This is a genomic window from Streptomyces marispadix (assembly GCF_022524345.1).
In the GTDB taxonomy this organism is placed as follows: domain Bacteria; phylum Actinomycetota; class Actinomycetes; order Streptomycetales; family Streptomycetaceae; genus Streptomyces; species Streptomyces marispadix.
Window position 1 is genome coordinate 1,770,076 of sequence record NZ_JAKWJU010000002.1, and the last position, 14,975, is coordinate 1,785,050.

At 69.4% G+C, this 14,975-nt stretch carries 12 protein-coding genes and 2 tRNA genes; 4 read left to right on the forward strand and 10 right to left on the reverse strand.

The genetic code is table 11. The features are described 5' to 3' along the window. Positions 1-103: 103 nt before the first annotated feature. The 5 genes from clpX to MMA15_RS07620 all read right to left on the reverse strand — a co-directional run bounded on the left by clpX (position 104) and on the right by MMA15_RS07620 (position 4,859). Positions 104-1,390, reverse strand: a complete 1,287-nt coding sequence (gene clpX / locus MMA15_RS07600; RefSeq protein ID WP_241058371.1) for an ATP-dependent Clp protease ATP-binding subunit ClpX — start codon at positions 1,388-1,390, stop codon at positions 104-106. A gap of 163 nt (positions 1,391-1,553) precedes the next feature. Next, positions 1,554-2,261 carry an ATP-dependent Clp protease proteolytic subunit gene (locus MMA15_RS07605; protein ID WP_241058373.1) on the reverse strand — a complete coding sequence of 236 codons (708 nt, stop codon included), beginning with the start codon at positions 2,259-2,261 and terminating at the stop codon, positions 1,554-1,556. A gap of 82 nt (positions 2,262-2,343) precedes the next feature. Then, positions 2,344-2,946 carry an ATP-dependent Clp protease proteolytic subunit gene (locus MMA15_RS07610; protein WP_241063069.1) on the reverse strand — a complete coding sequence of 201 codons (603 nt, stop codon included), beginning with the start codon at positions 2,944-2,946 and terminating at the stop codon, positions 2,344-2,346. Between the two features lie 270 nt (positions 2,947-3,216). Beyond that, positions 3,217-4,674: a trigger factor gene (tig, locus tag MMA15_RS07615; RefSeq protein ID WP_241058375.1), complete on the reverse strand. Its 1,458-nt coding sequence runs from the start codon at positions 4,672-4,674 to the stop codon at positions 3,217-3,219. Between the two features lie 108 nt (positions 4,675-4,782). Then, positions 4,783-4,859: transfer RNA gene (locus tag MMA15_RS07620), tRNA-Pro, on the reverse strand. A gap of 782 nt (positions 4,860-5,641) precedes the next feature. On the opposite strand from MMA15_RS07620, the gene MMA15_RS07625 reads away from it, so the two are divergent. Next, positions 5,642-5,712: transfer RNA gene (locus tag MMA15_RS07625), tRNA-Gly, on the forward strand. Positions 5,713-5,828: 116 nt separating this feature from the next. On the opposite strand, the gene MMA15_RS07630 is transcribed toward MMA15_RS07625, so the two are convergent. Next, entirely contained in the window at positions 5,829-6,023 is a 195-nt protein-coding gene (locus MMA15_RS07630) for a hypothetical protein (protein WP_028435138.1), read from the reverse strand. Positions 6,024-6,758: 735 nt separating this feature from the next. On the opposite strand from MMA15_RS07630, the gene MMA15_RS07635 reads away from it, so the two are divergent. Beyond that, positions 6,759-8,009, forward strand: coding sequence for an acyltransferase family protein (locus MMA15_RS07635; protein WP_241058377.1), 1,251 nt, complete (start codon positions 6,759-6,761; stop codon positions 8,007-8,009). A gap of 240 nt (positions 8,010-8,249) precedes the next feature. Here MMA15_RS07635 and MMA15_RS07640 read toward each other — a convergent pair whose 3' ends face one another. Next, positions 8,250-9,407 carry a PP2C family protein-serine/threonine phosphatase gene (locus tag MMA15_RS07640; protein WP_241058379.1) on the reverse strand — a complete coding sequence of 386 codons (1,158 nt, stop codon included), beginning with the start codon at positions 9,405-9,407 and terminating at the stop codon, positions 8,250-8,252. Positions 9,408-9,555: 148 nt separating this feature from the next. Here MMA15_RS07640 and MMA15_RS07645 point away from each other — a divergent pair, with 148 nt between their 5' ends. Continuing rightward, positions 9,556-10,794, forward strand: a complete 1,239-nt coding sequence (locus MMA15_RS07645; protein ID WP_241058382.1) for a GNAT family N-acetyltransferase — start codon at positions 9,556-9,558, stop codon at positions 10,792-10,794. A 94-nt stretch (positions 10,795-10,888) separates the two neighbouring features. Here MMA15_RS07645 and MMA15_RS07650 read toward each other — a convergent pair whose 3' ends face one another. The 3 genes from MMA15_RS07650 to MMA15_RS07660 all read right to left on the reverse strand — a co-directional run bounded on the left by MMA15_RS07650 (position 10,889) and on the right by MMA15_RS07660 (position 13,029). Continuing rightward, positions 10,889-11,722, reverse strand: a complete 834-nt coding sequence (locus MMA15_RS07650) for an Fpg/Nei family DNA glycosylase (RefSeq protein ID WP_241058384.1) — start codon at positions 11,720-11,722, stop codon at positions 10,889-10,891. A 4-nt stretch (positions 11,723-11,726) separates the two neighbouring features. Beyond that, positions 11,727-12,212, reverse strand: coding sequence for a ribose-5-phosphate isomerase (locus tag MMA15_RS07655; RefSeq protein ID WP_241058385.1), 486 nt, complete (start codon positions 12,210-12,212; stop codon positions 11,727-11,729). 199 nt (positions 12,213-12,411) lie between these two features. Next, on the reverse strand, positions 12,412-13,029 hold the full coding sequence (locus tag MMA15_RS07660; RefSeq protein WP_241058387.1) for a biotin transporter BioY: 618 nt from the start codon (positions 13,027-13,029) through the stop codon (positions 12,412-12,414). A 311-nt stretch (positions 13,030-13,340) separates the two neighbouring features. Between MMA15_RS07660 and MMA15_RS07665 the strand changes: the two genes are divergently transcribed. Then, positions 13,341-14,846, forward strand: coding sequence for an amino acid permease (locus tag MMA15_RS07665; RefSeq protein WP_241058388.1), 1,506 nt, complete (start codon positions 13,341-13,343; stop codon positions 14,844-14,846). Positions 14,847-14,975: the final 129 nt, after the last annotated feature.

Genomic DNA, 14,975 nt, shown 5'->3' on the forward strand with positions numbered 1-14,975 from the left:
GGGCGCCAGGCCGGTCAACTCGGCCTGGCGCCCCCTTCGTCGTGCCGTACGGATACGGGCCGCCGTCGGTCTCCCGCAGACTCCGGCTCAGTCCCTCGGCCCGTCAGGCGCTCTTCTCGTGCCGCTCCTGCTCGTTGCCGCGCGAGCGGGGAACGAGCGTCGGGTTCACATTCGAGTGGACGACCTCTTCCGTGATGACGACACGCTCCACGTCCTTGCGTGAGGGCACCTCGTACATCACCGACATCAGGACCTCTTCCATGATGGCGCGCAGCCCGCGGGCACCGGTGCCACGCAGGATCGCCTGATCGGCGATCGCCTCCAGCGCGGGGCGGTCGAAGTCCAGCTCCACGCCGTCGAGTTCGAAGAGCCGCTGATACTGCTTGACGAGGGCGTTACGCGGCTCCATCAGGATCTGGAGCAGCGCCTCACGGTCGAGGTTGTGCACGCTCGTCATCACCGGCAGACGTCCGATGAACTCCGGGATCATCCCGAACTTCACCAGGTCCTCCGGCATGACGTCCTCGAACTGGTTGCTGTCCTCGATCTCCCGCTTGGAGCGGATGGTCGCGCCGAAGCCGATGCCCTTCGCGCCCGCACGCGCCTCGATGATCTTCTCCAGTCCGGCGAAGGCGCCGCCCACGATGAACAGCACGTTCGTCGTGTCGATCTGGATGAACTCCTGGTGCGGGTGCTTGCGTCCGCCCTGCGGCGGCACCGAGGCGGTCGTGCCCTCCAGGATCTTCAACAGGGCCTGCTGGACGCCCTCTCCGGAGACGTCACGTGTGATCGAAGGGTTCTCGCTCTTACGGGCGACCTTGTCGATCTCGTCGATGTAGATGATGCCGGTCTCGGCCTTCTTGACGTCGTAGTCCGCGGCCTGGATCAGCTTCAGCAGGATGTTCTCGACGTCCTCGCCCACATACCCGGCCTCCGTCAGCGCCGTGGCGTCCGCGATGGCGAAGGGGACGTTGAGCATGCGGGCCAGGGTCTGCGCGAGCAGCGTCTTGCCGGAGCCGGTGGGCCCCAGCAGCAGGATGTTGGACTTCGCCAGCTCGATGCCGTCGTCCCGGCCCTGCGGCCCGCCGTTCTCACCGGCCTGGACCCGTTTGTAGTGGTTGTAGACCGCCACCGAGAGGGCCTTCTTCGCGGCCTCCTGGCCGACGACGTACCCCTCAAGGAACTCGGAGATCTCACGAGGCTTGGGCAGCTCGTCCCAGCGCACCTCGGAGGACTCCGCCAGCTCCTCCTCGATGATCTCGTTGCACAGGTCGATGCACTCGTCGCAGATGTACACCCCTGGCCCTGCGATCAGCTTCTTCACTTGCTTCTGGCTCTTCCCGCAGAACGAGCACTTGAGCAGATCGCCGCCATCACCGATGCGTGCCACGAGGTGCTTCCCCTTCGCCTGGGACCGGTCCATCAGCCGTCGGACCGAGGTACGTGCTCTGACGACGGTACCCTGCCGAGCCGTCGAATTGGGCCCCCCTTGGGACGACTCCGTAGAGGCGTGCCAAGGGGGAACGGGACGTGCGCCGTCCGGGCGGCAGGGGTCAGACGCCCATGCCGACCGAGGACTTGCGGGTGGAGACGATCTGGTCGATCAGCCCGTACTCGAGGGACTCCTCGGCGGTGAGGATCTTGTCACGCTCAATGTCGTCACGGATCTGCTCGATCTCCTTCGTGGAGTGCTTCGCGAGCATCTCCTCGAGCTGGACGCGCATCCGCTGGATCTCGTTCGCGGCGATCTCCAGGTCGGAGACCTGGCCGCGGCCCGTCTCGCTGTAGGGCTGGTGGATCAGGATGCGGGCGTTGGGCAGCGCCATCCGCTTGCCGGGGGTGCCGGCGGCGAGCAGCACCGCGGCGGCCGAGGCCGCCTGCCCCATGCAGACCGTCTGGATGTCCGGCTTGACGAACTGCATGGTGTCGTAGATCGCAGTGAGCGCCGTGAACGAGCCGCCGGGGCTGTTGATGTAGAGCGAGATGTCCCGGTCCGGGTCCATCGACTCCAGGCACAGGAGCTGCGCCATGATGTCGTTGGCCGAGGCGTCGTCGATCTGGACGCCGAGGAAGATCACACGCTCCTCGAAGAGCTTCGCGTACGGGTCGTACTCACGCACACCCTGGGAGGTGCGCTCGACGAAGCGCGGAACGATGTAGCGGGAGTCGGGCCGCGGGCCCGTGAACTGTCCCTCGGAGGAGTACGTGCTCTCCTCGCCGCGGAGGCCGCCGGAGGCGGGGAGTCCGGAAAGATTGGTCATCGGAGCCTTCTCCTGGTGATGGGCTGACTGCGGTCGGTGCGCTGCTGCGGAGCCTGAGCCTGCTGCTGTCCTGCGGCGCGGCTCACGCGCCCGTACCGCCGCCTCCCGGAAGCTGTGCCGCCCTGCCGTACACCTCGTCGATCAGGCCGTACTCCTTGGCCTCCTGAGCGGAGAACCAGCGGTCGCGGTCGGCGTCACGGGTCCACTGCTCGACGGTCTGGCCGGTGTGCTGGGCAGAGAGTTCCGCCATCTTCTTCTTCGTACGCAGGAGCTGCTCGGCGTGGATCTTGATGTCCGAGGCGGAGCCCGCGAGGCCGGCCGAAGGCTGGTGGATCAGGATGTCCGCGTTGGGCAGCGCGAAGCGCTTGCCGCGGGTGCCGGCGCTCAGCAGGAACTGGCCCATCGAGGCGGCGAGGCCCATCGCGATGGTGACCACGTCGTTCTTGATGTACTGCATGGTGTCGTAGATCGCCATGCCGGCCTGGATCGAGCCGCCGGGACTGTTGATGTAAAGGAAGATGTCCTTGTCCGGGTCGGCCGCCAGGAGCAGCAACTGAGCGGTGATCTGGTTGGCGATCTCGTCGTCGACGGGCTGGCCGAGGAAGATGATCCGCTCGTTGAGCAGCCGGTTGTAGACCTGGTCGCCGAGGCCACCACCAAGGTGCTCACCGGCGGCCGAAGGCATCGGAAGCGTCACGTGTCCACCTGCTCGTGTCCGGACGGTAGCCGAAGGCGTGCCGTCTCTGGGGTCTTCATGCACTTGGGACCCTAACGCGCGGCACGGGCGCCGCCATCCCGCATCGGGAGCTGTTCGCTGTCAGCGCAGGTCCCATGCGCCCTCTGAGCGCTACGGGCCCGCGCCGCCGTAGCGGTACGCGGGCCCGTAGCGCTCACCGGACCTACGGCCGGATCGTTGCTGTGAGGGCGCGTAGAGGAGCGAAGGGGCGTGCGGAGGTCAGCCCTCCGACTTCTTCTCCTGCTCCTCGTCGCCGTCGTCGGCCTTGGCCTCGGCGGTCTCGGTCTCCGCAGCCTCGGAGGACTCGGCCTCGGAGGACTCGGTCTCGGAAGACTCGGCCTCGACGGTCTCCGCGGTCTCGTCCTCCTCGTCGTCGAGGTCGACGACCTCGCCGTTGGAGTCCTTGACCGTGGCCTTCTCCACGACGGTGGCCAGGGCCTTGCCGCGCGCCACCTCGCCCACGAGCATCGGCACCTGCCCGCCCTCTACGACGGCCTGCGCGAACTGGTCGGGGCTCATGCCGGAGGACTGCGCACGGCGCATCAGGTGCTCCGTCAGCTCTTCCTGGCTGACGTTGAGCTTCTCCTCGCTGACCAGCTCGTCGAGGACGAACTGGGTGCGGATGCCCTTCTCCGCCTGCTCCTTCAGCTCGCTGTCGAAGTCCTCCTCGGACTTGTCCTGCATCTGAAGGTAGGTGGCCAGGTCGAGGCCCATCTGGGCGAGCTGGTTGTTGACGAGGTTGTTCTTACGGGTGGCGACCTCGTCGGCGAGCAGCTTGTCCGGTACGGGGACCTCGACGAGCTCCAGGAAGGCGTCGAGCACCTTCTCCTGGGCCTCGGTGGCCTGCTCGTACTTCTTCTGCTGCCCGAGACGCTTGCGGCTGTCCTCGCGCAGCTCCTCAAGGGTGTCGAACTCGCTGGCGAGCTGGGCGAAGTCGTCGTCCAGCTCGGGCAGTTCACGCGAGGAGACCGTCTGGACCTTCACCGAGACCTCGGCCTCCTTGCCGGCGGCCGAGCCGCCCTTCAGCTCGGAGGTGAAGGTGGCGGTGCCGCCGGCCTCGAGACCGGTGACGGCCTCGTCGATGCCTTCGAGCAGCTCGCCCGAGCCGATCGTGTAGTCGACGCCTTCCGCGACGCCGTCCTCCAGGACCTCGCCGTCGACCTTGGCCTCCAGGTCGACCTTGACCACGTCGCCCTCGGCTGCGGCACGCTCGACGACCGTGGTGGAGGCGAAGCGCTCACGGAGCTGCTCCACGGCCTTGTCCACGTCCTCGTCGGAGACCTCGGCGGCCTCGACCTCGACCTCGATTCCCGAGTAGTCGGGAATGGTGATCTCGGGACGGATGTCGACCTCGGCGGTGAAGGACAGCAGCTCGTTGTCCTTCAGGTCCGTGATGTCGACCTCGGGCTGGCCCAGAGGGTTCAGCTCGCCCTCCTCGACGGCCGACTGGTAGAGCTTCGGAAGCGCGTCGTTGACCGCCTCCTCCAGCACCGCGCCGCGTCCGAACCGCTGGTCGATCACCCGGGCCGGGATCTTGCCCTTGCGGAAACCGGGGACGGTGACCTGCTGGTTGATCTTCTTGTACGCCGCGTCGAGGCTGTCCTTGAGCTCCTCGAAGGGCACCTCGACTGTGAGCCGAACCCGGGTGGGGTTCAGGGTCTCCACGGCGCTCTTCACGGTCGGTCTCCTTGGGGCTGACTTCTGGGGAATTCACGCTTTGCCGGGCGCCCCGCAAACGGCTCGGAATCCGGACACGACGCAGGCACGCGCGTCTTGCATAGTACGTGGTCGGGGTGGCCGGATTCGAACCGACGACCTTCCGCTCCCAAAGCGGACGCGCTACCAAGCTGCGCCACACCCCGTCGGTGCGACACGTAGAGTACATCGACTTCCACGCGGTCAGTCCGGGTATCAAGTCAGGCCCAGGTCAACACGGGTAACCGCGCTGAGGTGCGCTTACGGGGGCGTATCGGGGGGCGCGACCGGGGCCCGCCCCGCCTTTCACGCCCGGTGCGCGGCCCGGCACCTCGCGGCGCGGTGACGGGAGGTCCCGCAAGGCCCGTCGCTCGCCCTCCCCGCCGAGCGGCCGTGGAGGAACTGCCCGCGTCCTACGGGCACTTGGCGTCGCCTCGTGCTTTTGCGTGAAGGGCGGTTCGCGTGAGGTGCCGGCTGCGCGTGGGACGTGGGAGGGGCCGGTGAGCCGGCACCGGGAGGGCTCCGGCCCCGCTGCCTACGGCCCCCGGTGGGCGCGTTCGCCGTACGCACGCGTCAACTGGGCGTCCCCGCAAGGAAGATGCCGGTCCGTGTCCGTCAGCTCTGTGTCTGCCAGCGTCGGACAGTGCCGGTCAGTGGCATGCCGGTCGCTCCCGGTCGCCGCCGCCGGACCTGCGCCGCAGGCGGGGGACCCTGCACCCCGGGCAGGGGTCTGCGGGGATCGTCCTCCTCGTCGCCCACGAGCGGCCTCGGCGACCCGTCCTCGCAGGTCGCGGTCTGTTCGATCTCTTCGGCAGCAGGTCAGAATAGTGTGCCGCTCCGACATGGACTACGATGCAGTCCGTGCCGCTCCGACGGGCGTCCGATGCAGGTCCCGGAAAGCCGTGATCATGCAGGAGAGTCGTCATCAGGCGTACGGGGCGGGGCAGTTGCGGGCGTAGCTCAATGGTAGAGCCCTGGTCTTCCAAACCAGCTACGCGGGTTCGATTCCCGTCGCCCGCTCGGCGATCACGAAGGGCCGGCCCCCACCGGGGCCGGCCCTTCGGCGTGCGACAGCGGCGCCGGTGCTGCCGCCGAGGGGCGGGACGGCGCCGCCGCGCACCGGAAGCTGATGCGCGCTAGAAGCTGATCTGATTGATCATGTCCGCCAGCGAGTTCATGAACCTGTTCACGGACGGCGCGATGTCGGTCGAGGCCAGGAAGAACCCGAAGAGCACCGCAACGATCGCGGGCCCCGCCTTTATCGATCCACCCCTGATCATCACCACCAGGATGACTGCCAACAGCAGCACCACAGACAGTGAAATGGCCACAACTGATCACACCCTTGCCCGTCGGAAAGCCTCAGCGGCCGAGGGGCCCGTCGCCACCACTCCCCCCGCCGCGGACCATCGTGCCACCAAGTCGTGTGCACGTGGAGATGGGTGACGAATCGTCGGCGCCGTTGGACCTTCCCCGGTCGTTGCCGTTCTCCCCAGCCTGCACACCCTCTACACGCTCCGGACACAGTCGTGACGCATCTCCCACCGGGCGGCGGGGCGTAATACGTACGGTAATTCGGGACGCTACGGGCCGATCAATGCGCTGCGCAGCGATAATGCAACATGTGCAAGAGGGACGCGACTTCACCGGCGCGACTGCGGGGCTAATTGCCCCCGCATCGCCGGGTGTTGTGGACTCGATCACAGACCGTTTACGTAAACGGTCCTCCCTGGTGGCGAACAAGCCCCGATCCGGGGGCGATCCGGCCCCGTGCGCGCTGCCCGCGCGACCACCCGAGCCCTCTTTATGTCCTGGCATTACGGACATGTCATGGCAGAACGCACTGCCGTAGCAGCTCTGCCACAGGAAATCCAAGCCCGCGCAGGTGTGTCGAAAACTGTGCCGGGTAGGCGTGTTGGAATCTCGCCAAGAATTTACGCCTCGCAGGTTTGACCACTAAGGTGCGACAGATGTTGCACGCTGGTTATGAGCGGGCACCGCTCCCCCCGGTCCGCCAGGAGTCCCCCTCCGCGACGTCCGACGCGTCGACGGAGCCGCTTACCAAGGTGAAGAAAAAGCCCGCCGACCAGCGGGACCCCTTTCTCGACAACGCGAAGTACCTCACGATCGTGCTCGTCGCGATCGGGCACGTATGGGATCCGCTGCGCGACGACAGCCGCATGGCCGGAGCCCTCTACTTCGTGCTGTACGCGTTCCACATGCCGGCGTTCATCATCGTCTCCGGCTACCTCTCGCGCAGCTTCTCGGGCAAGCCCCGGCAGATCAAGCGGCTCGTCACCGGCGTGCTCGTGCCGTACGTGGTCTTCCAGACCGTCTACACGTTCTTCATGCGGTGGGCGAGCGACAACCCCGACCGCGAGTTCCACTACCAGGAGCCCGGCTTCGCCCTGTGGTTCCTGGTCGCGCTCTTCCTGTGGCGGCTGACGACGCCGCTGTGGAAGAGCATGCGCTGGCCGCTGCCGGTGGCCCTCGCGGTCGCGGTCGCCGCGGGCGTCACCCCGAGCATCAACAGCGACCTGAACCTGATGCGCGTCGCCGCGTTCCTGCCGTACTTCGTGCTGGGCCTCCAACTGCGGCCCGAGCACTTCCAGATCGTCACGCGCAGGAAGGTCCGGATGCTGGCGCTGCCGGTCTTCGCGGGCGCGCTGCTGTTCGCCTACTGGGCCGTGCCGCGGATGTCCAAGGGCTGGTTCCTGCACGACAAGGCCTCGCAGGACCTCGGGGCGCCGGCCTGGGTGGGCGGTGTGATGACGCTCGCCACCTTCGGCTGCGGGCTCGTGCTGACCGCGGCGTTCCTGGCGCTGGTGCCGCGCCGCCACATGTGGTTCACGAGCCTCGGCGCCGGGACGCTGTACGCGTATCTGCTGCACGTCTACCCGATCAAGATCTCGCGTGAGTTCGAGTGGTACGACATGGACTGGGTCGACCACCCCGCGAGCCGCGTCGCCATCACGTTGCTGGCCGCGGTGATGATGACCGTGCTGTGTACCTCGCCAATCCGCCGCATCTTCCGCTTCGTGATGGAGCCGAAGCTGGAGTGGTTCTTCAAGCGGGACGCGGGCGAGCAGGCACGGGCGCGTGAGAACGCTTCCGCTTCCGCCGCGCGTGCGCACGGGAAGCAGGGGAGGCCGGCACCGGCCGGGCAGCCGGGCGCCGCCGCGGCTCCCGAGCGGACCGGCGCGGGCTCAGGGGCGTACCACCGCTCAGGCACGGCGTCGTACGAGTCCGGGCCGTACGAGTCGGGGTCGTACGAGTCGGCCTCACGAGGCGGCAGCGGCGGCAAGCACGCCAGGTAGACGACCGGGCAGAGAGCAACGCCGGACAAGAGCATCAGGCCGAGGGCAACCGGCCGAGAGCGCAGGCAAGGACCGAAGGCAGGCGGGAGGGGCGACCGGGAGCGTGCCGCGATGGGCGCCCCGGAACGCCCCTCCCGCTGTTTCCGTCCGTGATCGACGGTCACGTCCGTCCCCGTGCCGGTCGCACCGGTCCCGGGGACAGCGGCGAAGCCTGCGAAGTGCCCGGAGCCCGCGAAGGGTTCAGCCCCGGCAGAGCAGCAGCAGCGCACGGTCGTCGTTGACGTCCCGTGCCACGGTCTCTATGAGGTGCCAGGCGGCGCCGTGGAAGCCGGAGGCGACGTGCCGGTCGGCCTCGCCGGTGAGCCGGTCGATGCCGTCGGCCATCTCCCGCTCGGAGGTCTCGACGAGGCCGTCGGTGAAGAGCATCAGCACGTCGCCCTTGAGCAACGTCCCCTTCACCGGGTCGAACTGGGCGCCCTCGTACACGCCGAGCAGCGGCCCGTCGCCCGACTTCTCCTCCCACTTGCCGGTGCCCGCGCCCCTTTGGAGCGCGGGGACGTGTCCCGCCGAGAAGAGTTCGTAGTCGCCGCTGTCGAGGTCGAGTACGAGATGTACGGACGTGGCGAAGCCCTCGTCCCAGTCCTGGCGCAGCAGATAGCCGTTGGCGGCGGGCAGGAAGGCGTGCGGGGGCAGCGAGCCCAGCAGACCGCCGAAGGCGCCGGAGAGCAGCAGCGCACGCGAACCGGCGTCCATGCCCTTGCCCGACACGTCCGTCAGCACCACTTCGAGGGTCCGCTCGCCGGGCCCGGTGCGCGCCGCGACCACGAAGTCCCCGGAGAAGGACTGCCCGCCCGCCGGGCGCAGCGCCATCTCGCGGTGCCAGCCGCGCGGCAGCCTGGGCAGCTTGCTCTGTACGCGGATGCGTTCGCGGAGGTCGAAGAGCATGGTGCCGCCGCGACGCCACGGCACGCCCACGCGGCTGCGGAACTGTGCGACGAGCAGGCCCGACAGCCCGGCGGCGGCCACCACCAGGATGGTGCCGGGCGTGACCCGGCCCGCGCCGTCCTCGTACGGACCGAGCATCGCGGACTCGACGATGAGGGCGCCCGCGGCCGACGCGTAGAGCGCGAGAAGGCTTGCGGGCCGCAGCAGCAGACCGCCCGCGATAAGCGGCATCACCAGCGCCTCGGGGGCGGCCCACAGCGGCATCACGACGGTCAGTACGGTCAGTGCCGGAATGGTGAGAAGCAGAGCGCTGAAGGCGAGCCAGTCGGAGACTCCGCCGCGGAAATAGTCGACGGCGGAGCGGCGCAGCCCTGTGCGAGCCCGGTGCAACGCTCTTCGCGTCTTGTGCAACCGGGCCCTCGAGGGTGTGAGGCTCGGACGTCGTACCGCCATGCAGATGGACCTTATCCAGGCTTTGACCAGTGCGTCGATTCCGTTCACGACGTGCACGAACGACGGAACGTGCGTATGCACGTGCAGCAGCACGGTGAAGCACGGAAATACGTTCGCCGTTTCTCAAAACCCCTGCTAGAGAAGGCGCATGGCAACAGAGTTGCGCATCCTGCGCCCCGGTGAATGGGACTTTTGGTACGACGGAATTCTTCGCGCTTTCGGTGCTGTGGGTGACAAGGAACGGGAGCTGCACCGGGAGTTGACCGAGGTCGGCCGCTCGCTCGGCGCCTGGGACGGTGACCGGCTCGTCGGCTCCGCGAGTCTGATCTCGTTCCGGATGACCGTGCCCGGTGGAGCGCTCGTATCCGCTGCGGGCCTGTCCATGGTGCATGTGGCGTCGACGCATCGGCGCCGCGGCATCCTCCGCTCGATGATGCGGCGGCAGTTGGACGAGACGCGGGCCGCGGGCGCGGAGCCGCTGTCGGTGCTCACCGCCTCGGAACCGCACATCTACGGACGATTCGGCTACGGCATGGCGACGCGGGAGCTCCACGCCGAGATCGACACCGGTCGCGTCGCCTTCGAACCGCCCCCGGAGTCGGAGGGGACACGGCTGCGCGTCGTCGACGACCCGGCGTCGGTGATGAAGGAGTGCGAGGCCGTCTACGCACGCCGGGTCCCGGAGCGGCCCGGAATGCTGGAACGTGCCCCCGGCTGGGAGCGGCGCCCGCTGCTGGACATCCCGGAGAAGCGGAACGGCGCGACGCCGCTGGCCTGCGTACTGGCGGAGGACGAGCACGGCGAGGTGCGCGGTTACGCCCGCTATTCGCTGAAGAACGGCTGGGACGAGGACGACGTGCCGAAGGGCAGCGTGCTGCTGCGGGATCTGGAGGCGCTGGACACCGCGGCCTACGGGGCGCTGTGGCGATTCCTGTGGGAGATCGATCTGATGCCGCTGCTGCGGGTGGAGGCCCGTCCGGTGGACGATCCATGGCTGCACATGACGGGCGACAGCGTCAGGCTGTGCCGCCCGCGCTGGCGGGACGGTCTGTTCCTGCGGCCTGTCGAGGTGGGGGCCGCGCTGGCGGCCCGCAGCTACAGCGCGCCCGTCGACGTGGTGCTGGAGGTCGAGGACGCCTTCTGCCCCTGGAACGCGGGGCGTTGGCGGCTGAGCGGCGACAGCACGGGCGCGACGTGTGAGCGTACCGGCGACGCGGCGGAACTCTCGCTGTCCGTACGGGAGTTGGGGGCCGCCTACCTCGGTGGCACGGCGCTGCGGGCGCTGGCCTCGGCGGGGCGGGTGCGGGAGCGGAGGAAGGGGGCGCTGGGCGCGGCCTCATGCGCCTTCTCCACGGATGTCGCGCCATGGCTGCCGCACGGCTTCTGACGGGAGGGGACGGGACGGCGATGGGGATTGCGGACGCGCCCGGGCCGGGCAGGGTCAGGCGGATGTCCGGTGGGGCGCACGCTGGATGTTCCGGTCAGCCGGTCTGGCACCCCGGGCACCAGAAGAGGTTGCGTGCGGCCAGCCCGGCCGTGCGGACCGGTGCGCCGCAGACGAGGCACTCCATCCCCGCGCGGCGATAGACGTACACCTCGCCGCCGTGGTCGTCGACCCGGGGCTCGCGCCCCATGGCCTCCGGCGTGTGCTCGGGCCGCACGGTGTCGATGCGGTTGTTGCGCACCCCCTCGTGCATCAACGCGACGAGGTCGGCCCAGATCGCGTCCCATTCCGTACGGCTGAGGCCCCGTCCGGGGCGGTACGGGTCGATGCCGTGCCGGAAGAGCACCTCGGCACGGTAGACGTTGCCGACGCCCGCGACGATCTTCTGGTCCATCAGCAGTGCGGCCACGGTGGTACGGCTGCGGGAGATGCGCGACCAGGCGGCCTCCGGGTCGGCGTCGGCACGCAGCGGGTCGGGGCCGAGCCGTTCCTCGACGGCCTGCTTCTCGGCGTCGGTGATCAGCTCGCAGCGGGTCGGTCCGCGCAGATCCGCGTAGCCGCCGGCGTCGTGGCCGGACGCGTCCCCGTCGGCGCTGATCCTCAGCCGCACCTGGCCTACGGGGGCCGGTGCCGGTCCCGTACCGAAGGTGAACTTGCCGTACAGGCCGAGGTGTACGTGCACCCAGCCCGTGCCGTCGAAGCCGAGGAAGAGGTGCTTGCCGTGCGCCTCGGCGCCGGTGAGGACCTGGCCGTCGACGAGGGCCGCGCCGTCGGCGAACTTCCCCTGGGGGCTGGCGGCGCGCACCTTGCGGTCGCCGAAGCGTTCGCGGCAGTCGCGGGCGAGCCGGTGGATCGTGTGCCCCTCGGGCATGCGGTCAGGACTCCGGGTGGTGTGCGGGTACGGGAGGAAGCTGCCCCGTCTCCTCGTACGCGGAGAGCATTCCGATGCGGCGCTCGTGCCGCTCCCCACGGGAGAAGGGCGTACGCAGGAACGTCTGAACGAAGTGCAGCGCCTCGTCCTCGCTGTGCATGCGCGCGCCGATGCTGATGACGTTGGCGTCGTTGTGCTCGCGTGCCAGCGTCGCCGTCTCCTCGCTCCAGACCAGGGCGCAGCGCACGCCCTTGACCTTGTTCGCGGCCATCTGCTCGCCGTTGCCGGAACCGCCGACGACGATGCCGAGGCTCTCGCCGTCGTTCGCGGTGCGCTCGGCGGCACGCAGACAGAAGGGCGGGTAGTCGTCCGCCGCGTCGTAGATGTGGGGACCGCAGTCGACGGGCTCGTGCCCGGCGGCCTTCAGCCGCTCGACGAGGTGGTTCTTGAGTTCGTAGCCCGCATGGTCGGAGCCGAGGTACACGCGCATGGCGAGGAGTCTATGCGGCGCCGTGCGGGCGCGGCGCACCGGGCGTGACCTCGGAAGACCTCGCAAGACGCGACCAGAACGCGGCCAGGACACCGCCGATTCACGGCCGAGACCCATCCGGTGCCCGGCCAACACGCGGCCCCGGCGGACGCGTTCGCCGTCCGGGGCCGCGGCTGCTGCGACCGGTGCCGGGCCCGGGTCAGCTCCGGCGCCCCGCCAGCTTCCACGCGGCGGGCAGCGCGACCATCGCGAGCGCCGCCTTCAGCACGTCACCGACGAGGAAGGGCACCAGCCCGGCCGCCACCGCCTCGGACGCGGACATGCCTGCCGCGACCGCGAGATAGGGCACGCCCACCGCATACGTCAGCGCCGTTCCGGCGGCCATCGTCCCGGCCGTACGCAGCGGCCCGCGGTCACCGCCGCGCCGGGCCAGCGCCCCGACGACGGTGGCGGCCAGCAGCATGCCGAGCACGTAGCCGAAGGACGGCATCGCCGCACCCGAGGCGGCGTCGGCGAACCACGGCACCCCGGCGGCGCCCGCCAGCGTGTACAGCGCCATGGCGAGGAAGCCGCGGCGCGCGCCGAGACCCGCGCCCACGAGGAGCGCCGCGAAGGTCTGCCCGGTGACCGGGACCGGCGATCCCGGTACGGGGACGGCGAGTTGGGCGGCGACACCGGTCAGCGCGGCTCCGCCGAGGACGAGCACCGCGTCGCGTACATGCGCCCGGGGCCCGTCGGCGACGGCCGTGGCCGGGGCGAGCACATCGGCGAGAACGGTGCCGGGGCGGGGGTCGGCGGCGGGTGTGAGGGCGCTCATCGGGCGGCTCCGGATGATGTGTCGATACGGCGGTGTGCGAACTGTCCGACGCTAGCCGAAACCGCCACAGAGCGATGTGACCCGGCGTACACCCGGCGAACAGAAGTACGGGGACAGGAGGGGGAGTTGAGCGGGAGCCGGCCGTGACCCCGGGGTCTGAAGGGCGCCTCCCGCACCGGCTTCCGCGTCGTCCGCTCATCGGCCGCCGATCCCCACGGGGCGCTTGATCCACCGCCGGAACCCGCTGCGAGACTGGTTTGCCGCTACACCGATCCAACCGCAGTCCCCTCAGGAAACAGGAACGGCCTCTCATGACGCGCACCGAGCTGTCCGACGCGCCCCCACCGTCACCGAAGGGCTCCAGAACCGACTCCGAACGATCCGCCCTGTCCCACGGCCTCAAGCAGCGCCACTTGTCCATGATCGCGCTCGGCGGCGTGATCGGAGCCGGGCTCTTCGTGGGCTCCGGCGCGGGCATCGCCGCCGCGGGGCCCTCGATCGTCCTCGCCTACGCCGCATCCGGCCTCCTGGTGATGCTCGTGATGCGCATGCTGGGCGAGATGTCCGCGGCGAACCCCGCTTCCGGCTCCTTCTCCGTACACGCGGAGCGGGCGCTCGGCCCCTGGGCGGGCTTCACGGCCGGATGGATCTACTGGGCGCTGCTGTGCGTCGCCATCGCGACCGAGGCGACCGCTGCCGGCGACATCGTCACGCAGTGGCTGCCGGGCACCGAGCCGTGGATGTGGGTCGCTGCCTTCATGGCGCTGTTCTGCCTGACGAATCTCGTCGCCGTACGGAACTTCGGCGAGACGGAGTTCTGGTTCGCCGCGCTGAAGATCTTCGCCATCACGGCGTTCCTGCTGCTGGGCGCCGCCGCGATAGCAGGAGTGCTGCCCGGCGTGGAGGCTCCCGGCACCGCGAACCTCACCGGCGAGGGCGGCTTCCTGCCCGCCGGTACCAACGGTCTCGTCGTGGGCCTGCTCGCCTCGGTCTTCGCATACGGCGGCCTGGAGACGGTCACCATCGCGGCGGCCGAGTCCGAGGACCCGGTCAAGGGCGTCGCGAAGGCCGTGCGCACGGCGATGTGGCGCATCGCGGTCTTCTACGTCGGCTCGATGCTGGTGATCGTCACGCTGATCCCGTGGGACGACAAGTCCGTCGTCGCCGGACCGTACGCCGCCGTGCTGGACCACATCGGCATCCCGGCCGCCGCGCAGGTCATGAACATCGTGGTGCTCGTGGCCCTGCTCTCGGCCATGAACGCCAACATCTACGGTGCGTCCCGCATGGCGTACTCCCTGATCGCCCGCGGGCAAGGCCCCCGTGTACTCGGCAGGGTCGGCGCGAGCGGCGTGCCGCGTCCGGCGGTCGTGGCCTCGTCGGTCTTCGGCTTCGTGGCGGTGCTGCTGAACTTCTGGTGGCCGGACACCGTCTTCCAGTGGCTGCTGAACACGGTGGGCGCCGCGACGCTCGTCGTCTGGGGGTTCATCGCCGTCTCGCAGCTGGTCAGCAGGCGGAAGCTGGAGCGGGAGGCACCGGAGAAGCTCGTGGTGCGGATGTGGGCCTACCCCGTCCTGACCGTGGTGGCCCTGCTCGGCATCCTCGCCGTGCTCGTGCTGATGCTGCGCGAGGGCGATACCCGTACCCAACTCGCCTTCACCGGCTGCCTGACGGCCGTGCTGATCGCGACGGGACTGGCCCGGCAGAAGGCACGTGAGCGCGGCCCCGGCCGTGGCGAGGCGGGCGAGGGCGCCGGGCGGGTCGCCGAGTCGGGTGAGGAGACGGGCGGTTCGAATGCGGGTGACGACCCGGCCTGACCCCGGTTCCCGGCCCCGGCCCCGGCCTCTGAAACCGACGGCCCGAAGAGGCATCACGGAGCGGTCCCGCAATGCGGGGCCGCTCCGTTTTCTCTGCCGCTGTTGCTGCTAGCGTCTTCTTGCAAGTAA